The organism is Paenibacillus pasadenensis, assembly GCF_002864175.1.
Classification (GTDB): Bacteria; Bacillota; Bacilli; order Paenibacillales; family Paenibacillaceae; genus Paenibacillus_O; species Paenibacillus_O pasadenensis.
On the sequence record NZ_NFEZ01000003.1, the window covers coordinates 469835 to 493472 of the forward strand.

The window sequence follows — 23638 nt, forward strand, 5'->3', positions numbered from 1 at the left end:
GAGCGCCCGCTACAGCTTGCGGTAGAGCAGAAACGCCAGCACGAGGCAGGCGAGGCTGACGACGCTGAAATTGAGCGTCAGATCAAGCTCGTAGCGGAGCACGCCGAGGTCGGCGGCGGGCCTCCAGTTCAGCTCGGCGGAGCGCGTCAGCTGCGCCAGCGCCGGAACTTGCTTGAGCCACCGGTCGGCAAGCGCCCCGGCGAGCAGGCCGAGCGCGCCGAACAACAGCAGCGTCCATCCGTTTTTCTTCATCGCGTCCGCGCCCTCTCCCGGTCCGAATTCTCGTCCCATTATAAGGGAAGCGGACCGAAGGAGCAACGGACCTCAGCCCGCGACCGCGGCTTCCCGAAGCTGCAGCTGGGCCAGCGCGGCAGCCGTCAGCTCCGCCTGCACCGCCCAAAGGCGCTCCGCCTGCGGCGATTCGCCGTACGCCGTCAGCTTCGCGCCGGCTTGCCGCAGCGCGTCGGCCAGCGCTCCCGCCGCCTCCTGCGCCGCCTTGCCGGACCAAGCCGGCTCGGCGGCTGCGGCATCCTTCAGCCAGCCGTCCAGCCGCTCGGCCCAGGCGGCGCGGCTCGCGGCGTCCATGCCCGCGGCGTCTCCCGCCAGCAGCGCCGACGTCTGCCCGGCCAAGTCGCCGATCAATTCCGCCGCGCCCACGTCATAAGCTTTCAGCTGCTCGGCCGTGCCCGCGAAGGCCATCTCCGACACGCTCGGCAGCTTCATCTCCTTGAGATACACCTCGGTGCCCGTCATGCCGGCGGCCAGCTTCTCCGCCTGTCCGCGGCTCGAAGCGACGCCCGCGTAGACGCGATAATCGCCGTCGTGGCGCAGCGCTGCGGCCAAGCCGGCTTTTTTCAACTCCGCGGCGGCCGCTTCGGCGCTTCCCTTGGAAGAAAATACGCCGTACTGAAGCAGCTGGTAGGTCCGCTCCGGCCAACCGGCCGCCACGCTTTGGACCTTCGCCGCTCCCTGCGCGGCTTCCGCCGCCGGCGCAGAGGCCGGAGCAGAGGAAGCCGCCGGCTCGGCCAGCCCTCCCTCGGCGGCAGCGGACGCATCGGCCGCTTGTCCTTCCCGCGCCGGCAGCAGGCCTTGCCCGGCGAACAGCGTCAGCGTCATGTAGCCGAGCACGGCTCCCGTCGCGATCGCTCCGCCGATGGACAGCAGCACCGCCAGCCAGGACGGTCCCGCTCCGCCTCCCGTCCCGGAGGCGCGCTTCATCCGGGCGCCGATCCCCCCCGCGCGAGCCGGACGCGCGGCGTCCGGCTCGACGATCGGCCCGGCCGGCCACGCCTCCGGCTCGTCGTAGCCGACCTCATAGGCGGCGGCTCCGCTCTGAACGGCCCGGCCGCCGGAAGCCGGCGCGGCGGCCCAAGGCCACTCGCCCGGCTCTTCCGAATCTTCCGGCTCTTCCGCACCGTCCGGCTCGACCCGATCCGCCTTGCCTGCCTGGCTGCGGCCGCTGTTCCCGGACCATGCCGGATGATCCGATTCCGGATCGGCTGTTCCCGGCGCGGCGGGAGGCGGCGCAGCCTCGAAGCCCGGCTCCGGCGACTCGCCCGGCCAAGCCGACCAAGCCGGCTCTTCGGCGGCATCGCCCTCGGCTTGTCCCGCCCGCAGCAGGTCCGGAGCCGTCTCCCAGATCGGCTTGTCCTGAAACGGACTGATCCAAGGCGAATACGACTCCGCGAACACCAGCTCGGCCCTCTCCCCCATCCCCGCCGCAGCGTCCATGCCGACGGCGGAGCGGAGGCCGGAGCGCGGCTCGCTGCCGGAGCGCGGCAGGCCGGACGCCGCGCGTCCCTCCTGCACGAGCCTGCCGCTGCCATCCGGACGATACGTGACTCGAACCTTCGTCATGATCGTTTTTCTCCTCCCTGTGGTGGACTCTGCTCTACTCTATGAGACTAGCGGCTCGATTATGACCGATAGAAAGAGGGCAAGCGAAAGGCGCGGAGAGCCAGCCGCGCTTCTGACCCGGTTCTCGGTCCGCGCCCGCCGCGGACGCGACAAAAAGCGGAGGGCATCCGCCCTCCGCTTCGTCTCTTGCCTATGGCAGGATGCTTCCATCCCGCAAAGCCCTTATTCGCCCGCCGGCTCGAACCGCTGGCGCAGCAGCCCGACGAGCGCGTCGCCGGCCTTCCAGATGTCGCCGGCTCCCATCGTCAGCACGAGGTCGCCCGGGGCGAGGCGCGTAGCCAGCTCGGCCTGCACCTCTTCCTTGGTCGGCAGGTAGAAGGTATTCGCGTTGCTGTTCTTGACGATCAGCTCCACGAGGCGGCGCGAGTTGACGCCTTCGATCTCCTTCTCGCCGGCCGGCGAGTAGATGTCGGTGATGATGACCTCGTCCGCCTCGGCGAACGCGCGGCTGAACGGCTCCAGCAGGAAAAACGTGCGCGTGTAGCGCTGTGGCTGGAACACCGCGACGATGCGCTTGCCGGTCGCCTTGGCGGCGCTGATCGTCGCCTGGATCTCCGTCGGATGATGCGCGTAGTCGTCGATGACAAGGATGTCGTTCACCTCGCCGAGCACCTGGAAGCGGCGCTTGGCGCCGATGAAGTCCTTGATCGCTGCGGCGGCCGCTCCGAACGGCACGCCCGCCTCCATGCATGTGATGAGCGTCGCGACCGCGTTGTACACGTTGTGGCGGCCCGGCACGGACAGCTGCACGACGCCGAGCTCCTGGCCGCGCCGCGACAGCGTGAACGTCACCTTGCGGTCGCCGAGCACGAGGCTCGAGGCGCTGTACTCGGCGTCGGCGCTGTCGATGCCGTACGTGACGATGCGCTCCGCCGGCAGCGCGCCCGCCGCCCGCGGCAGCAGCTCGCGCACGATCGGGTCGTCGATGCAGACGACGGCGCGCCCGTCCTCCTTGACCTGCGAGAAGAACTGCACGTAGGCCGACTTCAGGTTCTCGAAGTCGCCGTCATAGTTTTCGAGATGGTCGGGCTCGATATTGGTGACGACGGCGATCGCCGGATGGTAGTGCAGGAAGGAGCCGTCGCTCTCGTCCGCCTCCGCCACGACGTATTCGCCCTTGCCGGCCTTGGCGTTCGTGCCGACATTGACGATCTCGCCGCCGATGATGTAGGTCGGATCGGCGCCGCAGCTTTCCATGACGAGCGCGATCATCGACGAGGTAGTCGTCTTGCCGTGCGCGCCCGCGACGGCGATGCCCTTGCCTGCGTTCATGAGGCGGGCGAGCATCTGGCTGCGGTGCAGCACCGGAATTTTCAGCTCCTCGGCCGCCCTGCGCTCGACGTTGTCCTTGGACAGCGCCGTGCTGTAGACGACGAGATCGGCGCCGCGCACATGGCTCGCGTCATGCCCGATATGGATTTCCGCGCCTTTTTTGGCCAGCTTTTCGGTCAGCTCCGCCCGCGCGACGTCCGAGCCCGTCACTTTATAGCCCATTTCCAGCATGACGCGCGCGATCGCGCTCATGCCGTATCCGCCTATCCCGATAAAATGAACGTGTTCTGCTGTCGTCGTCATGACGGTCACCAACCTTTTTCAGAATCCGGCAGTCCGAGCACGAAGGCGCGGACATCGGCAATGAGATAGAGCGTGCCGGTGACGACGGGCAGGCCGCCGCCGGCGGCGGCGCGCTCCAGCCGCTCCAGCGCGTCCGGCCACCGGGGCTCGGCGACGATCTCGGGCGAGACGCCCATCTCGCGGGCCTGCTCCCGCGCGACTTCCGCCAGCTCCTCGGCCGGCAGCGCCTTGCGGAAAGCGGGCTGCGTAACGACAAGTGTGTCCGCTATAGGGAGTATATGCCGAAGCACTCCGCGGTGATTCTTGTTGCCGAGCATTCCGATCATGACATGGATGCGCTCGCCTCCGTGCAGCTCCCGCAGCGCGGCCGCGAGCGACTCGGCGCCCTCCGGATTGTGCGCGCCGTCGAGCAGCAGCCGCGGCTCCCGGCGCACCATCTCGAGCCGGCCCGGCCACTGCGCCGAGCGCAGTCCCTCCAGCAGCTGCTCGTCGTCGACGAGCAGCGCGTTGTACTGGCGCAGCACCTCCAGCGCCATGACGGCAGCGGCGGCGTTTTTGCGCTGATGCGCGCCGGCGAGCGTCAGCTCCAGCCGGGACATCGACCGGAACGGCCCTTTGAAGCCGAAGCTCTGTCCCGACTCCGTCGCCTCGATCGCCGTCTCCTCGAACTGCTCGCCGAGCTGATACAGCGTCGACTTGGACGAGCGGGCCGCCTCGCGGATGACCGCGAGCGCCTCCTCGTTCTCGACCGTGCTGACGACCGGCACGCCCGGCTTGATGATGCCCGCCTTCTCGCGGGCGATGTCCGTTATCGTGTCGCCAAGCACGTCCATATGGTCGTGGCCGACGTTGGTGATGATCGAGATCACCGGCGTGACGATGTTCGTCACGTCGAGCCGGCCGCCGAGGCCCGTTTCCCAGACGACATAGTCCGGATACGTGACGCGGGCGAAGTAGAGGATCGCCAGCGCCGTGGACACCTCGAACATCGTCGGAGAGCCGTGCTCGGTCTCGGCGATCTCCTCGACGAGCGGCCGCAGCTCGTTGGCGAGCCGCAGCAGCGTCTCCTCCTCGATGTCCTGGCCGTTGTAGCGGAACCGGTTGGTGAACTTCGTGATATAAGGGGATGTGTACGTCCCCGTGTCATAGCCGCCGCGCACGAGCACCTCCGTCAAGTACGCGCAGACGGAGCCCTTGCCGTTCGTGCCCGCGACATGGATGAAGCGAAGGCGGCGCTCCGGATGGCCGAGCCGCTCCATCATGATCCGCATCCGGTCGAGGCCCGGGCGGACGCCGAAGCTGACGAGCCCCTCGATCCATTCGCGCGCTTCCTCGTACGACGCCATCCCGGCGAACTGCCGCTGTTCGTTGTCCATCAGCCCTGCAGCTCCTCGATCCGGGCCAATACCTTGTCGAGCTTGGCCTGGTAGTCTGTCCGCTTGGCCTTCTCCTCGTCGATGACCTTGGCCGGAGCCTTGGCGACGAAGCCTTCGTTGGACAGCTTCTTGTCGACGCGCTCCACCTCGGAGCGCAGCGTGGCGGCTTCCTTGCGCAGGCGCGCGATCTCCTGCTCGATGTCGATCAGGCCGGCGAGCGGCAGAATCAGCTCGGCGCCCGTCACGACCGCCGTCATCGCCTTGTCCGGCGCGGACAGGGCGGCGTCGATCGTCAGCGACGACGTGCCCGCGAAGCGGCGCAGCAGCTCCTCGTTGGCCTGCAGGATCGCGAGCTCGGCATCCGAGCTCGGCTTGATCTGCAGCTCGATCTTCTTGCTCATCGGCACGTTCACCTCGGCGCGGATGTTGCGCACGGCGCGGATCGCGCTCATGAGCAGCTCCATCTCGCGCACGGCGTCCGGCGCCTCGAAGGCGGCGTCGTACTGCGGCCAGGCGGCGATCGAAATGCTCTCGCCCTCATGAGGCAGATGCTGCCAGATCTCCTCGGAGATGAACGGCATGAACGGGTGGATCAGGCGCTGGGTGCGGTCGAGCACGTAGGCGAGCACGGATTGCGTCGCCTTTTTGGCCTCGGCGTCGGTGCCGTACAGGCTGAGCTTGGATACCTCGATGTACCAGTCGCACAGATCGTCCCAGATGAAGTTGTACAGCAGCCGTCCCGTCTCGCCGAAGTCGTAGGCGTCGATGAGGCGCGTCACGTCGCGCGCCGTCTCGTTCAGGCGGTGCAGGATCCAGCGGTCGGCCGTGCCGAGCTTGCCGCCGAGGTCGATGTCCTCGTAGCGGAAGCCCTCCAGGTTCATGAGCGCAAAGCGCGAGGCGTTCCAGATCTTGTTGGCGAAGTTGCGCGCCTGCTCGACCTTCTCGATGCGGAAGCGCAGGTCCTGTCCCGGCGTGCTGCCGGTCGACAGCATGAAGCGCATCGCGTCCGCGCCGTACTGCTCGATGATGTCGAGCGGGTCGACGCCGTTGCCGAGCGACTTGGACATCTTCTTGCCGTCGGCGTCGCGCACGAGGCCGTGCATGAGCACGTCCTTGAACGGAATCCGGTCCGTGAACTCGAGGGCGGTGAAGATCATGCGCGCCACCCAGAAGTAGATGATGTCGTAGCCCGTCACGAGCAGGTCGTTCGGGTAGTACCGCTTGAAGTCGGCGCTCTCCTCGTCCGGCCAGCCGAGCGTCGAGAACGGCCACAGCGCGGAGCTGAACCACGTGTCGAGCACGTCGTTGTCCTGGCGCAGCTCGCCGCCGCAGTCCGGGCAGGAGCCGATGTCGTCCGCGGAGACATGGATCGTGCCGCAGGCGTCGCAGTACCAGGCCGGGATGCGGTGGCCCCACCAGAGCTGGCGGGAGATGCACCAGTCGCGCACGTTCTCGATCCAATTGAGGTACGTCTTCTCGAAGCGCTCCGGCACGAAGTTCACGCCGGCGCCCGACTTCTGCGCCTCGATCGCGCGGTCGGCCAGCGGCTTCATCGCCACGAACCACTGCGTGGACAGGTACGGCTCGACGACGGCGCCGCTGCGCTCGCTGTGGCCTACCTGATGCACGTGGTCCTCGATGCGGACGAGCACGCCGGATTCCTTCAGGTCGGCGACAAGCTTCTTGCGCGCCTCCGCGCGGTCGAGTCCCTGGTAAGGACCGGCTTCGGCGTTCATGACGCCGCTCTCGTCCATGACGATGATCTGCGGCAGGTCATGGCGCTGGCCGACCTCGAAGTCGTTCGGGTCATGGGCCGGGGTGATCTTGACGGCGCCGGAGCCGAAGTCCTTCTCGACGTACTCGTCGGCGACGATCGGGATGAGGCGGCCGATGACCGGCAGCACGAGATTTTTGCCGACGAGAGCCCGGTAGCGCTCGTCCTCCGGGTGGACGGCGACGGCGGTGTCGCCGAGCATCGTCTCCGGACGGGTCGTCGCCACAGTCACATGGCCGCTGCCGTCCTCGAGCGGGTACTGCAGGTGGTACAGGCTCCCCTGCACTTCCTTGTACTCGACCTCGATGTCCGACAGCGCCGTGCGGGCGGCCGGGTCCCAGTTGATGATCTTCGCGCCGCGGTAGATCAGCCCTTTTTCATAGAGGCGGACGAACACCTCGCGCACGGCCTTGGACAGCCCCTCGTCGAGCGTGAAGCGCTCGCGGGAGTAGTCGAGCGACAAGCCCATCTTGCCCCACTGGCTGCGGATCGTGCCGGCATAGGTGTCCTTCCATTCCCACACTTGCTCCAGGAACTTCTCGCGGCCGAGGTCGTGGCGCGTCTTGCCGCTCTCGCGGAGCTTCTGCTCCACGCGCGTCTGCGTGGCGATGCCGGCATGGTCGGTGCCCGGCAGCCAAAGGGCGTCGAAGCCCTGCATCCGCTTCGTGCGAATCATGATGTCCTGCAGCGTGAAGTCGAGCGCATGGCCGATATGGAGCATGCCCGTGACGTTCGGCGGCGGGATGACGATCGTGTACGGCTTCGCTTCCGGCACGCGGCCGGCCTTGAAGAAGCCGCCCTTGCTCCATAGCTCGGTGCTGTTCTGCTCGGCGCTGCGGGGATCGTAGGTCGTCGGCATTTCGGTTGTATGCTGCTGCTCTGACATTGGCAAGTTCACCCTCGTTTGGTTGATGGAGTTTAAAAAAAGGCGGCTGACCGACAAAAAAAGCCTTCCGCCCCTTGAACGCAAAGGACGAAAGACTTCAGCTTCCGCGGTACCACCTTCATTCCGCCCGGGACCTCGAGTCCATGGACGGCACTTGGAGCAGGATAACGGCTGCGGCCGGCGGAGCTGCTCCTGCAGCGGCCCTGAGGGCATGCTGGCAGAATGCGGTCCGCGACTCCGGGGCGACCTGTCACGCTTCTGCGGCCTGCAGACCTTCCACCAGCTGCGGTCTGCTCTCTGTAGGCGCACGGCGCACTCTTCCCCATCCTCGTCGTTGAATGGAATGATGCTTTGAATATCCCTTCCAGTTTACCGTTGTTGAGAGGCATAGTCAACTCGCCTAGGCTTCCGCCCAAAATGAAAAAGGCGCTTCCTGCCGGAGCGGGAAGCGCATCGGATGGGCAGCGGCCTGGGACGGCGGACGCCGGAGCGGTCGGCCCGGAGCCGTTGCGGCGAGGGCCGGCGCAGCTCGGGCGAGGCCGTCAAGGAATGTAGAGCACTTGCCCTTCGGCCACGCCCTGATCGGCGAGGCGGTTGTGGAGCGCGATCTCCCGCGCCTGCAGCTGGTAGCGGTCGGCGATCGTGTCGAGCGTCTCCTCGCGCTGCACGATGCAGATCCGCACCTTGCGGAACGGCTGCTCCTCCACCGTGCGGCTGAGGAACAGCGACTGCCACTCGACCTCCTCCGAAGGCGGAGCCGCCGGAGCCTCCTGCTGGCGGCTGCGCTCCGACGCTTGGCGCTGCTCGCGCTCGCGCCGGCTCGAGCCGATGAGCGACGTCAGCCCTTCCTCGCCGCTGTCCGGGGCGGCCGCGGCGCTGCGCTTCGCGCCGAAGGCGACTCGCAGCTCCTGGCGCTCCGGCTCGGCTTCGGCCGCTTGAACGTCGGCTTCGCCAAAGGCGGAGGCGGAAGCCGCGGCTTCCGGCGCAGAGGCGGCTTCCGGCGGCGAGGCCGCTTCCCGCACCGGCGGCTCCGCCGTATCGGCGGCCGGCTCGGCTTGCGGCCGGCCGTACAGCACGGCAGCCGGCTCCGCTTCCTCCGCCGGCTCGGCCGTCCTCTCGCCCGAGGCGATGGACCGCAGGGAGCTGAAGGCGCCGCTGCGGTCGGCCTCCGCCTCGTCGGACGAGGCCGAGCGGGGCGCCGCGGCCGGCGGCGGAAATTCCGCCTGCGGCGGCGCGAACGAGAAGGAGGCGTCCTCCTCCGCCTCGCTGCCGCCGGACGGCTCCGGCTCCTGCCTCCAGGCGCCGAGCTGCGTCCAGCCTGACGTCTGCCCGGACGAATCCGGCCCGGCCGCGGACGGCTGCTCGAAGCCCGAGTAAGCGGACGAGTGGGCTGCAGGCTGCGCGGAATCCGCCGCCTCCGGAGGGCATTGGTCCTCCTCCCGCTCATAGGAGCGGAAAGCCGCCTCTTCCCGGCTTTGCGCGACCGACGCGGCTTCTCGACGTCCATCGTCCCGGTACTCCGCGACGGCCGCCGTCTCGTCCTCTTCGAACGAAGCCTCCTGCCCCTCCTCCTCCAGCTCCAGATAGCGGCCCGGCGAAATATCGCCGGTCGCCTGGGCCGAAGCCGGCGCGCGATGCACGACCGTATAAGGCTCCTCCTGCCACTGCGCGCCGTCGTCTGCCGCCGCCTCGACGCGGATGCCGCTCAAAGACAGCACGCCGGTGATGTTCAGCGTCCGCGAGGACAGCAGATCGACATCGAAGTTGTCGATCTCGACCGAAATGTCCTCCAGGCTCTCGATCCGGTTCATCGGCAGCGTAATCTCGACCGGAATCTGATGCTCCATCGTCTGCGCGGCCCCGGAGCGGTCCGCGCTCCGATACACGCCGTTCAGCAGCAGCCTTCCCCTCAGAATGGCCTGCTCCCCCTGCTGGATGACTTGGATGCGGGGGACGAGCTCGATTTCCTCCAGCTCCTCGATGGCCGCGACCTCTTCGGGCAGATGCACCCGCTCGTAGACGTCGAAGCGCAGTCCTTGCGATTGTTCGCTCACGCTAAAGCCTCCCTTCCCCATGATGGTGCTTGGGCATGCGATTTGCTCCTTACCATCTATATGGGCAGGGAGTCGGGAGCATGACTACTTTGACCGGACGCGCGCCTGTTTCGGCCCGCTCGGCGGCTGGATGCGCGATTCGCGCCGAAAAGACAGGCGCGCCGCCGGCTCAGCGCCCGGCTGTCCGCCGCAGCCGCTCCAGCAGCGCCTCCAGATCCGCCGGCAGCGGATCGTCGACGGCCAGCTCGCGTCCGCTCCACGGATGCCGGAACTCGAGCCGCCGGCCATGCAGCGCCTGGCGGCCCAGCAGCGGCGAAGCCCCGCCGTACAGGACATCGCCGAGCAGCGGATGCCCGATATGGCTCATATGCACCCGAATTTGATGCGTACGGCCGGTCTCCAGCTCCAGCTCGAGCAGCGACGCCTCGCCGCCGAACGCCTCCAGCACCCGGTATCGGGTAAGCGCATGGTCGCCGGTCGGCGAGACGCGGCGGCGCGCGCCGTGATGGCGGTCGCGGCCGATCGGAGCGTCGACGACGCCCTCGCGGCGGCGCGGGACTCCGCGGACGATCGCCCAATAGACGCGGCGGATCGCTTTTTCGCGCATGGCGGCGTCGAGCGTCTGCTGGGCGAGATCGTTTTTGGCGTAGAGCACCGGACCGGATGTGTCGTCGTCGAGACGGTGGACATGGCGGACCGGCAGCGGGTCGCCCAGGCTCAAGCAGCGGCAGAGCGCCGCCTCGTCGAGCGTAGCAGGCGAGCCGACGCTTTCCTCGAATCCGGACGCCGGACCGCCTTGTTTCCCGGTCCGCTCCGCGCCGCGGAAGCGGCTCTGCGTCCGTCCGTCGCTCACTCGGGGCGATGCGGACGGCGCGGCGCCGCTGCCGTGCACCGGCAGGCCGGCCCGCTTGTCCAGGACGAGGCACCAGTCATCCTCGTACAGCGGCTGCGGCCAGCTGTCCGGGTAGCGGCCGCCCCAGCCGGCCAGCCGCTCTCGAGCCGCGCGCTGCTCCGGCGAAGCCAGGACATCCGCCGCCGGGAACGCCCGCAGCTCCAGCGCCGGCAAGCCGCCCTCGGCAGCGCCTAGCCCGCCTTCCGGCCCGCCGCTGCCGCTCCTCGCCTCGCTTCGTGCGCCGGCCGCCCCGCTCCAGCGGATGCCGCCGGTGGACAGCAGCAGCCCGAGCCATTTCGCCGGAAACAGGTTCAGCTCCAACAAGCGCAGCCTCGCCTCATGGGGATGCGAGCCTGCCTTCAGCCCCGCCTGCTCCGCTCCCGGCCCGAGCGGCACGCGCAGCCATTCGCCGCTCCGCTCCGCCGCGTCCAGCAGCAGCGCGGAGCTCTGCGGACTCGCCTTCGGCGCCTCAGGCGCGTCAGGCCGCGAACCGGCCGCCGCAGCCTCCCTCGCGGACGGATCCATCGCTTACAGCCGCCGCAGCGCTTCGCGGTTCGCTTCGATCGTGCGGTCGATCAGCTCCGGCGTATGCGCCGCGGAGACGAACATGCCTTCGAACGGCGACGGGGCGACGCTCACGCCGAGCTCGAGCATCGAGCCGAAGTAGGCGCGGAAGCGGCCGAGGTCGCTCGCCTGCGCCGTCTCGAAGTTGACGACATGCCGCTCGTTGAAGAACGGGCCTACCATCGAGCCGACGCGGTTGATCGTCACCGGCACGCCGGCCTCGCGGGCGTTGTCCTCGAAGCCCGCCTGCAGCCGCAGCGACAGCCGCTCGAGCTGCTCGTAGGTTTGCGGCGTCAGCAGGCTGAGCGTCGTGAAGCCCGCCGCCATCGCCAGCGGATTGCCCGACAGCGTGCCGGCCTGATAGATCGGCCCCGCCGGAGCCATCCGCTCCATGAGGTCGCGGCGTCCGCCGTAGGCGCCGACCGGCAGGCCGCCGCCGATGACTTTGCCGAGGCAGGTCAGGTCCGGGGTGATGCCGTACAGCCCTTGCGCGCAGTTGTAGTGGACGCGGAAGCCGGTCATCACCTCGTCGAAGATGAGCAGGCTGCCGTATTCGCTCGTCACGTCGCGCAGCCCTTGCAGGAAGCCCGGCAGCGGAGGCACGACGCCCATGTTGCCGGCGATCGGCTCGACGATGACGCAGGCGATCTCCTCGCCGAACTTCTCGAAGGCGAGACGGACGGACGCGAGGTCGTTGTAGGGAACGGTGATCGTATGCGAGGCGGTCGACTCCGGCACGCCCGGGCTGTCCGGCAGGCCGAGCGTCGCGACGCCCGATCCGGCCTTGATGAGCAGGCTGTCCGCATGGCCGTGGTACGAGCCCTCGAACTTGAGGATCTTGCTGCGGCCCGTATAGCCGCGGGCGAGGCGCAGCGCGCTCATCGTCGCCTCGGTGCCGCTGTTGACCATGCGCACGATGTCGCAGGAAGGCACGCGCTCGCACACCAGCTTGGCCATCTCCGTCTCCAGCAGCGTCGGCGCGCCGAAGCTCGTGCCTTTCTCCGCCGTGGACTTGATCGCCTCGATCACCTCGGGATGCGCGTGGCCGAGGATGAGCGGCCCCCAGGAGCCGATGTAGTCGATGTACTTGTTGCCGTCGAGATCGTAGACGACCGCGCCTTCGCCGCGCTCCATGTAGGCCGGCGTCAGCCCGACCGACTTGAACGCGCGCACGGGGCTGTTGACGCCCCCCGGGATGAAGCGCTTCGCTTCCTCGAATGCCGCGCGCGAGCGCGTGTCGTCCTTCCGTCCGAATCCGCCTGCCTGTTCTTGTCCGCTTGTCATGCCTGCTCCTCCTTCAGCCACCGGGCCGCGTCCTTGGCGTGGTACGTAATGATGAGATCGGCTCCGGCCCGCTTCATGCCGAGCAGCGTCTCCAGCACGATCTTGCGCTCGTCGACCCAGCCGTTCGCGGCCGCGGCCTTGACCATCGCATACTCGCCGCTGACGTTGTAGGCGACGAGCGGCAGATCGAAGTTCTCCTTGAGCGCGCGCACGACGTCGAGATAGGCGAGCGCCGGCTTGACCATCAGCATGTCCGCGCCTTCCGCCACGTCCGTGTCCGCCTCGCGCAGCGCCTCGCGGATATTCGCCGGGTCCATCTGATACGCCTTGCGGTCGCCGTACTGAGGCGCCGAATTCGCCGCTTCGCGAAACGGTCCGTAGTAGGCCGAGGCGTACTTGACCGAGTAGGAAAGAATCGGGATGTCGGCATGGCCCGCCTCGTCGAGGCCGGCTCGGATCGCGCCGACGAAGCCGTCCATCATGTTGGAAGGAGCGATCACGTCCGCTCCCGCCTCCGCTTGGGAGACGGCCGCGCGCACAAGCAGCTCGAGCGACGGATCGTTGTCCACCTCGACCTCGCCCGTGCGCGGATGCTGATGCACGACGCCGCAGTGTCCGTGATCGGTGAATTGGCAGAGGCAGGTATCGGCCATGACGACCAGCTCCGGCGCCCACTGCTTGATGAGGCGCGTCGCTTGCTGCACGATGCCGTTCGCGTCGTAGGCCGAGCTGCCGGCTTCATCCTTGCTCTCCGGGATGCCGAACAGCATGATCGACGGAATGCCGTGCGCTGCGATGTCGCGGATCTCCGCCTCCAGGCGGTCCAGCGAATAGCGGAATACGCCCGGCATGGAGGAGATCTCCTCCACCTTGTTCTCGCCGTGCACGACGTACACCGGATAGATGAAGTCGCTTGGCGTCAGCAGCGTCTCGCGGACCATCGAGCGCAGCGCGGATGTGCGGCGCAGGCGGCGGTGTCGGACTATGGGATGGGTCATGGCGGGATGGGCCTCCTTTAGAATTCGTTCGTTCGGTCGTACGGTCTGGTCATTCGACTCGAAAAAAATAGCAAGAAACGCAGGAGCGGCGGGGCCGGATGCCGCCGCCGCTCGGGCAAGACGCTTAGGCCGGCGCATCGCCGGCAGATGCGGATAGACGCCGCTCCGCCATCCTTGCGGCGAGCGCGGTTGCGAGCGACTCGATCGTCGCCGCCTCGGGCAGCACGGTCGGCTCAAGTCCCGCCTCGCGGGCGGAGCGGGCCGTCACCGGCCCGATGCAGGCGATCTCGCAGCCGGCCAGCAGCCGCAGCGGATCGTCCTCGCCGGCGCGGCGCAGCATCGTCAGCAGATTGGTTACGGTCGACGAGCTCGTGAACGTGACCGCCTGCACGCGGCCGTCGCGCAGGCATTCGAGCGCGTACTCGTCCTGCCGCTCGGGCAGCACCGTATCGTAGACGGTCAGCCGATCGGTCAGCAAGCCGCGGCGCTCCAGGTCGAGCGGCAACGTATCGCGCGCCAGCGTTCCGCGCACGACCAGAGCGCGCTGCCCGGCCTCGATCAGGCCGGACAGATGGTCCAGCATGCCCTCGGCCTGGAACTCCATCGGCAGCGCCTCGGCCTGCAGGCCGCGGGCTTCGAGCACCGACTTGGTCTTAGGCCCGACGGCGGCGATGCGCGCCCGATGGAACCGGCGGATGTCGCCTCCGGCGCCGCGCAGGCGGCGGAAGAAATGCTCCACGCCGTTGACGCTCGTGAAAAACAGCCAGTCATACGTCGCGGCGGCGTCCAGCGCGGCCGCGAGCTCCGCGTCCGCAGCCGCTCCTTCGACCGGCACCGTCTCGATGACGGGATACTCGCACGGCTCCCCGCCCATCTCTTCGATGAGCTCGGACAGACCGCTCGCCTGCTCGCGCGCGCGGGTGACGAGCACGCGGCAGCCGAACAGCGGCTTGCGCTCGTACCACTGCAGCGCCTCCCGCTGGCGGACGACCTCGCCGACGACGATGACGGCCGGCGGCTTGAAGCCGGCCTCCTCGACCTTGGCCTCGATGTCGCCGAGCGTGCCGGTCAGCGTCCGCTGCTCCGGCCGCGTGCCCCAGCGGACGAGCGCGACCGGCGTCGAGTCCGGACGGCCATGCTTGATCAGCTGCGCGGCGATGTAGCCGATCTTGGCCACGCCCATCAGGAACAGCAGCGTGCCGGTGGCGTTCGTCACCTTTTCCCAGTCGATCGACTGGTCAAGCTTGTCGGGGCTCTCGTGGCCCGTGATGACGGAAAACGAGGACGCGTGGTCGCGATGCGTCACCGGAATGCCGGCATACGCAGGGACTGCGATCGCCGACGTGATGCCCGGCACGATCTCGAACTCGATGCCGTGCTCGGCGAGCAGCCCCGCCTCCTCGCCGACGCGGCCGAAAATCGTCGGGTCGCCGCCCTTGAGCCGGGTGACGGTCTTGCCTTGGAGGGCGAGGTCGACGAGCAGGCGGTTGATCTCCTCCTGCTTCATCGTGTGGCGATCCGGCAGCTTGCCGACATAGATGGTCTCGGCGCCGGGCTTCAGCTGGCGCAGCAGGCGCGGGCTGGCCAGCCGGTCATAAACGACGACGTCGCTGCGCGAGAGCAGCTCCAGCCCCCGCACGGTGATGAGCTTCGGGTCTCCCGGCCCGGCGCCCACCAGATAAACGATCCCCTTGGCGGTCATGTCAGCTTCCGAGCTCCGCGAGAATGCGGTCCGCGCCCTGGTCGCGCAACGCCTGCGCCACCTCGAGGCCGAGCGCCTGCGGATCCGTGCCCTTGCGGATCTCCTTGAGGATCGTCGCGCCGTCCGCCGAGCCGACCATGCCGGTCAGCGTCAGCTCCGGTCCTTGCTCCGTACGGCTCGTGATGACGGCATGGGCGCCGATCGGGATCTGGCAGCCGCCGTTCAGCGCGCCGAGGAACGTACGCTCGGCCGCGACCGCCAGCGCCGTATCGGCATCGTCAAGCAGCGCGAGCAGCTCGCGCACGCCGGCGTCGCTCTCGCGGCACTCGATGCCGAGCGCTCCCTGGCCGACAGCCGGCAGGCAGATGTCGGGATCGACGGGAGAGCTGATGCGGTCTTCCCAGCCCATGCGCAGCAGTCCCGCCGTCGCCAGCACGATCGCATCCAGTCCTTCGGTCTCCAGCTTGCGGATGCGCGAGTCGATGTTGCCCCGGATCGAGCGGATCTCGAAGTCAGGCCGGTACGCCTTGAGCTGGCTCGCGCGGCGCAGGCTGCTCGTGCCGATCGCAGCTCCGCGAGGAAGCTCCGACAGCGGGACGCCGCCGCGGGTAATGACGCAGTCGCGCGGATCGACGCGCTTCGGCACCGCTCCGTTCATGAGCCCTTCCGGCAATTCGGACGGCATGTCCTTCATGCTGTGGACGGCCAGGTCGATCTCTCCGTCCAGCAGCGCCTGCTCGATCTCCTTCACGAACAGCCCCTTGCCGCCCACCTTGGACAAGGTGACGTCAAGGATGCGGTCGCCTTTGGTGACGATCTTGCGGATCTCGAATTCGTAGCCGAAGCCGCGGGCTTCGCTGATCTGGCGGAGCGCCTCGATGACATGGCCCGTCTGGGTCAGCGCCAGCGCGCTCTGGCGCGTGCCGACGACGATCGTCCGCGCTTCTCTGGATAGTTGCTGCATGGGAGTTCCTCCTTATGTAGACTGCTGCCGGTCGTCCTTGCCCTCCGTCCGCTTCGCCCCGGGCGCCTCCTCGCGTCCGTCGGCAGCCCAGGCGGACAGGCGGACAGCCTCGCGCCGCAGCCGCTCCCGGCGGACGTCGGCATCCGGCTCCTGCTCCAGCAATCGCCGCCGCAGCTCGCCCATGCGGCGCGCCGCCTCGGCGTAACGCCCGCCGCCGTACCGCCGCTCCAGCTCGGAACGCAGCACGGCGGCCAACGCCGGCGCCTCGCCGCCGGCATGCACCGCGAGCAAAACCGCTCCGTCGCGGACCGCCGCGGCCGTCTCGAAGCTGCTTGGCCACGAGCCGGAAGCATCGTTGAACAGCCGGCCCTGCCGCTCGGCCTCGCGCCCGATCCGCGCGTTGAGCGCAGGATCGTCCGTTGCCGCGACGACGAGGAAAGCCCCGTCCAGATCCGAGCTGCGATATTCGCGCGCATGGAGCTGAAGCCGCCCCTGACGGGCCAGCTCCAGCAAGCCGGGCGTAAAGGAGAGGCCGACCAGCTCCAGCCGGTCGGCGCCGCCGGCGAGCAGTCCGTCGGCTTTTCTTTGAGCGACCGGGCCGCCGCCGACGATCAGGCAGCGGCGGCCGGACAGCCGCAGCATGGCGGGGTATGCGGTCATCGCAGGGAGCCTCCTCGGGGTCGGCCGGTCCGGCTCAGGACCAGCGATGGAAGTTGGATGCGGGATTGATGAGCGTATTGAGGACGAGCATCGCGAAGCAGATCAGGTTCCAGCGCGCGCTCTGCAGCGCCGGCCTGCGCTTGACCGCCCGCCGGAACAGGTCATAGGCGTACAGCCCGAGCGCGGCGAACGAGCTCACGACCTTCCAGTCGAGCAGATAGCCGAGGCGGCCTTCGACGACGACCGAGACGACCGCGACCGAAAGCGACAGCGCCAGCAGCGGCACGCCGAACAGCACGAGCCGATACGAGAACCGATCCAGCTGCTCCAGGCTCGGCAGCCGCGCCACGCCGCGGCTCCAGCGCCGGGTTTTGAGCCTGCCGTGCAGAAACAGGTACATTCCGGCGAATACGGCGGAGATCGCCAGCAGCGAGAACGCGCAGAGCACGAGGCTGATATGCAGGATGAGCAGCTCCTGGGCGAGCTTCCACGGGGCGAGCGGAATTTCCGCGCTCGGGTCGCTGAACAGGTTGAGCGCGAGCACGCTGAAAGCGATCAGATTGACGAGAAAAACGATGAATTCGATTCGGAAGAAGCGGCTGATGACGAGCGAGGCCGTCAACAGCAGCCAGGAAACGCCGAGCCAATATTCAAACCGGGAAAACAGCGTCATGTCCATATGCGCCCAGATCCGGTACAGCACGACCCCGGTGATCAGCACCCAGACGAACACAAGCAGCCCTGCGCCCATCCGCTTCGCCCTCCGGTTCGAATCCACGAAGTCGGAGAAGTAAAACAGAAGGCTCAGGGCGTATATATACAACAAGCTATCGTAAAACCAGTACGTACCCATACATGGCGCCCTCCTGTCCTATTCCTGCATAGGCGAGGCCGCACGGCGGCTGCGGATCGGTCAGGGCGCGACAATCGCAAGCGGAGAAGCGGCTTGGGAACGGGCCGCCGTCGTTTTGTCGGCTAGGACTTTCCCCTTGGCTCCGCCTTCCGGCTCCGGCTCTTGATCCTTGAGGTCGAAAAGCTTCGCGAACAGCTCCATCGCGTCGTCCGCCTTCCGCTCCCCGGCGAGCTCCTTGATGCCATGGATCGGATCCTGCATCATCTGGTTCAACATGCTTTTGGTCAGCTTCTGGATGACCTTGAGCTCGCGCTCGTCCAGATCGGGCAGCTTCTTGGCAAGGCTGTCCATCGTCTGGCGATGGATGTCGTCGGCTTTTTCCTGCAACGACCGGATCAGCGGCACGACGCCAAGCGTCCGATACCACTGGTGGAACTCGTCCATCGTCGAAGCGATCATCGTCTCGATCTTCTCCGCCTCTTGACGGCGATGCTCCAGGTTCATCTCCACGATCCCCTCCAGGTCGTCAATATCATACAGGAAGACATTGTCGACCGAGGCGATGGCCGGATCCAGATCCCGCGGAACGGCGATGTCGATCATGAACATCGGCTTGGAGCGACGGCGCTGCATCGCGGCGGCGACGACGTCCCGAGCCAGCACATAGCCGCTCGAGCCGGTCGAGCTGATGACGATATCGGCCTCATGGAGACGGCGCACCGCCTCGTCCATCGAGCAGGGAATGCCGTTGAACTTGGCGGCCAGCTCGGCCGCGCGCTCGAACGTGCGGTTGACGACAAGCACCCGGTCCGCGCCGTTGGCATACAGGTGCTTGGCCGTCAGCTCGCTCATCTTGCCCGCGCCGATGATCATGACCGTCTTGCGGTTGAACTGGCCGAAGATGCGCTTGCCGAGCTCGACGGCCGCATAGCTGACCGACACGGCCGACTCGCCGATCGACGTCTCCGAGTGGGCCGCCTTGGCCATCGTCACCGCCTGCTTGAACAACATGTTGAAGATCGTGCCGGTCGCCCGCTTCTGCTGGGACAGCAGCCACGCGCTACGCACCTGGCCGAGGATCTGGGTCTCGCCGATGACCATCGAGTCGAGGCCGCTCGTCACGCGCATCAGATGGCGGATCGCACGGTCGTCCTCATGCATATAGAGATGGTTCGTGAACGATTCTCTCGGCAGATGGAACCACTGCTCCATGAAGGAGCGGATATGATAGGCGCACAGCTGATGCCGATCGACGACGGCATACAGCTCGGTGCGGTTGCAGGTCGCGACAATGACACATTCAAGGATGCTGGAGGTCGCCTTCAGCGCCTCTACCGCACGAGGAAGGTCGGAGTCCGAGATCGCGAACTTCTCGCGGACTTCGACCGGCGCGGTACGGTAGTTCAGGCCGACCACAACAATATGCATGTGACATCACCGCCTCTCTATGTCTGTGCCTTATAAGACGAGTCTATTCCGTACATTAGAATCATTATAACATACAAGCACAAGTCCGCTCGCGCAAACTTTGACGTTTTGTTGACGCGAAGCCTGTCTATCCTTACGGCATCTAGTTTGGTCCTGGCTGCAGATCCGTATTCTCCCTAAAAAAAATAACCATGGAGAGCTCCATGGTCATTTGTACAGAGTTCCGGTCTTTTAAACCAGTTCGGTTGCTTTCAGTTCCGGTTCTACGACTTGAAGCTCTCCCATACCGCGTACGAGCTTCTTGGCGTGCGTCGTCTTCGGCTTCAGGACGGCCAGCATGTAGTCGATCGCGAGCTGCGGATCTACCGTCTCGCCGCAGGTGTAGCAGTCGAGCGCGGCGAAGCCTCTTTCTGGATACGTGTGAATCGAGAGGTGGCTCTCCGATAAGAGCACCAGTACCGTTGCGCCTTGGGGCTCGAATTGCTTGGCTTGAACCGAGAGCACAGATGCGCCGCATGCCTCCGCCGCTTCTACCATGTGGGCTTGCAGAAACTCGGCGTTGTTAATGAGTTCGAAATCTACTCCCCAAGCATCAACCGCAACATGTCTTCCGAAAGTTGAGTATTCCATCTTCCGGCTCCCCCTTCCTAGGAATAAAATGATTAAAAATTTCATCCGCTAGGACCTACGTCATTCACTTCCCGAGGGATAACTCTCTCTCGCAACATATCCATGTCCTGAGTGAATCCTGGTTCCTATATTGGGTTTTTTTCAACGAAATTAAAAATACCATCTATCCCCCCCAAATGCAACCTTTTTTTCTGTAAAAAACGGGCGGCTGCGGAGAACGAAAAAAGACCGCCGGACGCGAGGTCCGGACGGTCTGGAACGAAAAGGCCGCTGGATGCGGGCCCGCGCTCGGAAGCTATGCCTCCAGCGCGAACAGGCGGCTCGAATGATCGGCCAGCAGGCGGTCGATCTCGCGGCGCTCGGCATCGTCCGCGGCAGTCAGGCGGCTGTCCAGCAGCCGGTTCACCGAAGCCTTGAGCCAGTCGATCTCCTGCTCGGCGGCATTCAGCCGGAACGTGCGCTCCAGCTCGCCCAGCGTGTCCTTGAACTGATAGACGAGCCGGGTGCCCTTGGCCGTCTGCTCGCTGATGCGCTGCACCGCTCCGGCCTGATACTCGTACGTCATCGTATAATGGCTATAGATTCGGTTGACGACCGCGTCGCCCTTGAAGGTCGCAACGAGCTTGCGCATCACGTTCGTGAGCGCAGGCTGCGTGATCCGGCAGGACCATTCGCACACGAAGCAGCCATCTTCTTGCTGAAATACAAAGCGGACTTTTTCCCTCCCTGCGCTGTCTTCGAGAACCGCCTCCTGATTGCCGCCCTCAAGCACCATGACGCTTATGCGCACATGCTGGTCCTTGATGAAGCGGTAAAAACGGGTCATCTCTTCACGGGTCAATTGCAGTTTGGCTTGAACATACTCGGTGGCTATCCGCTGAGCCATAAAAATCTCCTCAATTCTCTGGTTTGAAAAAGGGACTCTGGATTTCGTTTCTTATCTTCATTATACGTGATCGGCGGCGGCGTTTCCTGCCAGCCGCGCTTGATAATCCGCCGTATTTCAGAATTAGAAGCGGCCAGCCGCGATTCGGAGAAGGCAAAACCCGATTTCCTTAGGAATTCGCTGTTCCTTGCTGCTCTTCGCTCGCAATTCCGGCCGATTGCGCCAGAACGTCCCAAAGCTCTTCCCTTCCCATACCCGTTTCGGAGGAGAACAAAACGAGCGCATCCTTCGATGTGGCGCCGAGCGTCGTGCGCACGGCCTTTTTATGCTTGTCCCACTTGCTCTTCGGAATTTTGTCCGCCTTGGTGCAGACGATGCACATCGGAATGCCGAAATGCTTGAGCCAGTTGAACATGAGCACGTCGTCCTTGGACGGGTCGTGGCGGATATCGATGACGAGCAGCACGAGCTTCAGCTCCTCGCGGTTCTGAAGGTAGCGCTCGATCATTTTGCCCCAGGCCTCGCGCTCGGTCTTGGAAACCTTGGCGTATCCGTAGCCCGGGAAGTCGACGAAATATAAGGCCTCGTTGATGCGGTAGTAGTTGAGCTGCTGCGTCTTGCCGGGCTGGGAGCTCGTCCGGGCGAGATTCTTGCGCAGGATCAGCTTGTTGATCAATGACGATTTGCCGACATTGGAACGCCCTGCCAGAGCTATCTCCGGCAAGGCGTCGCTAGGATATTGATGCGGCTGGACCGCGCTGATGATGAATTCGGCGTTCGTGATTTTCATAGAATCGGTGTCCCTGCTTTCTCTTCGCTTGCTGCCGCCTCCGGCGCGGAAAGCGCGGAAACGGGAGCGGCCTCGGGCAGCAGCGCATGCTCGAGCACCTGGTCCATATGGGCCACGGGCACGAACTCCATGTCGGCGCGCACGCTGTCCGGGATGTCCCTGAGGTCGCGCTCGTTGTCCGCAGGCAGCAGCACCTTGCGGATGCCGGCGCGATGCGCGGCGAGCGACTTTTCCTTGAGGCCGCCGATCGGCAGCACGCGGCCGCGCAGCGTGATCTCGCCGGTCATCGCCACCGTCTTGCTGACCTTGCGGCCGGTGAGCGCGGAGATGAGCGCGGTCGCCATCGTGATGCCTGCGGACGGACCGTCCTTTGGAATCGCCCCTTCGGGAATATGGATGTGGATGTCGTTCTTTTCATGGAACTGCGGATCGAGCCCCAGCTCCTCCGCCCGCGAGCGCGTGAAGCTGAACGCGGCCTGCGCGGATTCCTTCATGACGTCGCCCAGCTTGCCGGTCAGCGTCAGCTTGCCGGCGCCCGGCAGCACCGTCACCTCGATGACGAGCGTGTCGCCGCCGACCTCGGTCCACGCAAGGCCCGTCACCGCGCCCACCTGATCCTCCGCCTCGGCGAGGCCGTAGCGGAATTTGGCCGGTCCGAGCCACTCCTTGACGAGCGCCCGGTCGACGGAGATCGGCGCGCTGCCCGGCTCCGAGACGAGCTTTTTGGCGGCCTTGCGGCAGATCGAGGCGACCTGCTGCTCCAGGTTGCGCACGCCCGACTCGCGCGTATACTCGCGGATGAGGGCGAGCAGCGCATCCGGCTCGAGCGTCAGCTGCTCCTCCTCGAGGCCATGCTCGCGCTTCTGCTTGGGCAGCAAGTAGCGGCGGGCGATCTGGTCCTTCTCGAGCTCCGTGTAGCCGGGGATGTACAGCACTTCCATCCGGTCCAGCAGCGGCCGCGGAATATTGTGCAGCGCATTGGCCGTCGTGACGAACATGACGGAGCTCAGATCGAACGGAGCTTCGATGAAATGGTCGCTGAACGTGCCGTTCTGCTCCGGATCGAGCACTTCGAGCAGCGCCGCCGAAGGATCGCCGCGGAAGTCCGACGCCATCTTGTCGATCTCGTCGAGCAGGAACACCGGGTTCATCGATCCGGCCGTCTTCATGCCCTGGATGATCCGGCCCGGCATCGCGCCGACGTACGTGCGGCGATGCCCGCGGATCTCCGCCTCGTCCCGCACGCCGCCGAGCGAGATGCGGACGAACTCGCGGCCGAGCGACCGCGCGATCGAGCGCGCGAGCGACGTCTTGCCGACGCCGGGAGGGCCGACGAGGCAGAGGATCGGCCCTTTGAGCTTCTGCACGAGCTTCTGCACGGCCAAGTATTCCAGCACGCGCTCCTTGGGCTTGTCGAGCCCGTAATGGTCCTCGTCAAGAACGGCCTCGGCCTTGGCCAGATCGAGGTCGTCCTCGGTCCGCTTGCTCCATGGAAGCGACAGCAGCCAATCGATATAATTGCGGATGACGCCGCCCTCGGCCGAGGACGCCGGCATCTTCTCCAGCCGGTCGATCTCTTTGACGACCTTTTCCTTGATCTTTTCGGGCAGCTCCGCCGCATCCATCTGGGCCCGCAGCTCCTCGACCTCGCCGGCGCGGCCCTCGCGGTCGCCGAGCTCCTTCTGGATCGCCTTCATCTGCTCGCGCAGGTAGTATTCCTTTTGCGTCTTCTCCATCTGCTTCTTGACGCGCTGGCTGATCTTGCGCTCGAGCTCCAGCACCTCGCGCTCGTTGCCGAGCAGGTCGAGCAGCTTCTCGAGCCGCGCCTTCACGTCGACCGTCTCGAGAATCTCCTGCTTATCCTTGATCTTGAGCGACAGATGGCTCGTGATGACGTCGGCGAGCCGGCCCGGCTCGTCGATGTCGGATACCGCCGCATGCGTCTCCGGCGTCACTTTTTTGGACAGGGTGATGTAATGCTCGAACTGGCTCAGCACCGAGCGCATGAGGGCGTCGATCTCCGGATCGGTCGACTCCTCCTCCGGCAGCTCCCGCGCCGTCACCTCGTAGAACTCCTCCTGAGGCAGGTAGTCCTGGATCTCGGCGCGCATGACGCCTTCGACGAGCACGCGGATCGTGCCGTTCGGCAGCTTCAGCATCTGGCGCACCTTGGCGATCGTGCCGATGCGGTAGATGTCCTCCTCCGTCGGCTCCTCGATGTTCACTTCCGACTGGGAGCTGAGCAGAATCATATGATCGCCCAGCATCGCCCGATCAAGCGCCTTGACGGACTTTTCCCTTCCGACGTCGAGATGAAGCACCATGCTGGGATAAACGAGAAGTCCCCGCAGAGGGAGCAGCGGCAGCCTGCGGCTTTTTCCTTTGGCAGGTCCCATGCCAACACC

The 23638-nt window shown here is 66.1% G+C and carries 19 protein-coding genes; 1 reads left to right on the plus strand and 18 read right to left on the minus strand.

All coding sequences use genetic code 11. The features are described from left to right. Positions 1-9 precede the first annotated feature (9 nt). The 16 genes from B8V81_RS05720 to B8V81_RS25650 all read right to left on the minus strand — a co-directional run bounded on the left by B8V81_RS05720 (position 10) and on the right by B8V81_RS25650 (position 20236). Complete coding sequence (locus B8V81_RS05720; RefSeq protein ID WP_028597498.1) at positions 10-252, minus strand: DUF4321 domain-containing protein; 243 nt, start codon at positions 250-252, stop codon at positions 10-12. A gap of 72 nt (positions 253-324) precedes the next feature. After that, complete coding sequence (locus B8V81_RS05725; protein ID WP_101807931.1) at positions 325-1857, minus strand: SPOR domain-containing protein; 1533 nt, start codon at positions 1855-1857, stop codon at positions 325-327. 222 nt (positions 1858-2079) lie between these two features. After that, positions 2080-3492 (minus strand): UDP-N-acetylmuramate--L-alanine ligase, encoded by a 1413-nt coding sequence (murC, locus tag B8V81_RS05730; RefSeq protein ID WP_028597496.1) that lies wholly within the window; start codon positions 3490-3492, stop codon positions 2080-2082. A gap of 5 nt (positions 3493-3497) precedes the next feature. After that, positions 3498-4868 carry a bifunctional folylpolyglutamate synthase/dihydrofolate synthase gene (locus B8V81_RS05735; protein WP_028597495.1) on the minus strand — a complete coding sequence of 457 codons (1371 nt, stop codon included), beginning with the start codon at positions 4866-4868 and terminating at the stop codon, positions 3498-3500. Then, positions 4868-7528: a valine--tRNA ligase gene (locus B8V81_RS05740; protein ID WP_028597494.1), complete on the minus strand. Its 2661-nt coding sequence runs from the start codon at positions 7526-7528 to the stop codon at positions 4868-4870. The genes B8V81_RS05735 and B8V81_RS05740 overlap by 1 nt, the downstream gene beginning before the upstream one ends. A gap of 542 nt (positions 7529-8070) precedes the next feature. After that, positions 8071-9582, minus strand: coding sequence for a LysM peptidoglycan-binding domain-containing protein (locus tag B8V81_RS05745; protein WP_028597493.1), 1512 nt, complete (start codon positions 9580-9582; stop codon positions 8071-8073). 169 nt (positions 9583-9751) lie between these two features. Further along, complete coding sequence (locus tag B8V81_RS05750) at positions 9752-10999, minus strand: RluA family pseudouridine synthase (RefSeq protein WP_219623310.1); 1248 nt, start codon at positions 10997-10999, stop codon at positions 9752-9754. A gap of 3 nt (positions 11000-11002) precedes the next feature. Further along, complete coding sequence (gene hemL / locus B8V81_RS05755) at positions 11003-12322, minus strand: glutamate-1-semialdehyde 2,1-aminomutase (RefSeq protein WP_028597492.1); 1320 nt, start codon at positions 12320-12322, stop codon at positions 11003-11005. After that, a complete protein-coding gene (hemB, locus tag B8V81_RS05760; RefSeq protein WP_028597491.1) occupies positions 12319-13320 on the minus strand; it encodes a porphobilinogen synthase in 1002 nt (333 codons plus the stop codon). Before hemB ends, hemL begins: the two co-directional genes overlap by 4 nt. Before the next feature lie 124 nt (positions 13321-13444). After that, entirely contained in the window at positions 13445-15022 is a 1578-nt protein-coding gene (gene cobA, locus B8V81_RS05765; protein ID WP_043110894.1) for a uroporphyrinogen-III C-methyltransferase, read from the minus strand. 1 nt (position 15023) lies between these two features. Further along, on the minus strand, positions 15024-15986 hold the full coding sequence (hemC, locus tag B8V81_RS05770) for a hydroxymethylbilane synthase (RefSeq protein ID WP_101807932.1): 963 nt from the start codon (positions 15984-15986) through the stop codon (positions 15024-15026). 12 nt (positions 15987-15998) lie between these two features. Next, on the minus strand, positions 15999-16646 hold the full coding sequence (locus B8V81_RS05775) for a precorrin-2 dehydrogenase/sirohydrochlorin ferrochelatase family protein (protein WP_101807933.1): 648 nt from the start codon (positions 16644-16646) through the stop codon (positions 15999-16001). Between the two features lie 34 nt (positions 16647-16680). Further along, positions 16681-17397, minus strand: coding sequence for a cytochrome c biogenesis protein CcsA (ccsA, locus tag B8V81_RS05780; protein WP_244912724.1), 717 nt, complete (start codon positions 17395-17397; stop codon positions 16681-16683). Positions 17398-17559: 162 nt separating this feature from the next. After that, complete coding sequence (gene hemA, locus B8V81_RS05785) at positions 17560-18927, minus strand: glutamyl-tRNA reductase (protein ID WP_101807935.1); 1368 nt, start codon at positions 18925-18927, stop codon at positions 17560-17562. A gap of 231 nt (positions 18928-19158) precedes the next feature. Beyond that, complete coding sequence (speD, locus tag B8V81_RS05790; protein WP_028597487.1) at positions 19159-19557, minus strand: adenosylmethionine decarboxylase; 399 nt, start codon at positions 19555-19557, stop codon at positions 19159-19161. 295 nt (positions 19558-19852) lie between these two features. Further along, positions 19853-20236: a non-ribosomal peptide synthetase module gene (locus B8V81_RS25650; RefSeq protein WP_228551619.1), complete on the minus strand. Its 384-nt coding sequence runs from the start codon at positions 20234-20236 to the stop codon at positions 19853-19855. Between the two features lie 15 nt (positions 20237-20251). On the opposite strand from B8V81_RS25650, the gene B8V81_RS25655 reads away from it, so the two are divergent. Beyond that, entirely contained in the window at positions 20252-20470 is a 219-nt protein-coding gene (locus B8V81_RS25655) for a hypothetical protein (RefSeq protein ID WP_228551621.1), read from the plus strand. A 142-nt stretch (positions 20471-20612) separates the two neighbouring features. Here the strand turns inward: B8V81_RS25655 and yihA are convergent, their stop codons facing one another. After that, positions 20613-21233: a ribosome biogenesis GTP-binding protein YihA/YsxC gene (gene yihA, locus B8V81_RS05800; RefSeq protein WP_028597485.1), complete on the minus strand. Its 621-nt coding sequence runs from the start codon at positions 21231-21233 to the stop codon at positions 20613-20615. Next, positions 21230-23629 carry an endopeptidase La gene (gene lon, locus B8V81_RS05805; RefSeq protein ID WP_101807936.1) on the minus strand — a complete coding sequence of 800 codons (2400 nt, stop codon included), beginning with the start codon at positions 23627-23629 and terminating at the stop codon, positions 21230-21232. The genes yihA and lon overlap by 4 nt, the downstream gene beginning before the upstream one ends. Between the last annotated feature and the right edge of the window lie 9 nt (positions 23630-23638).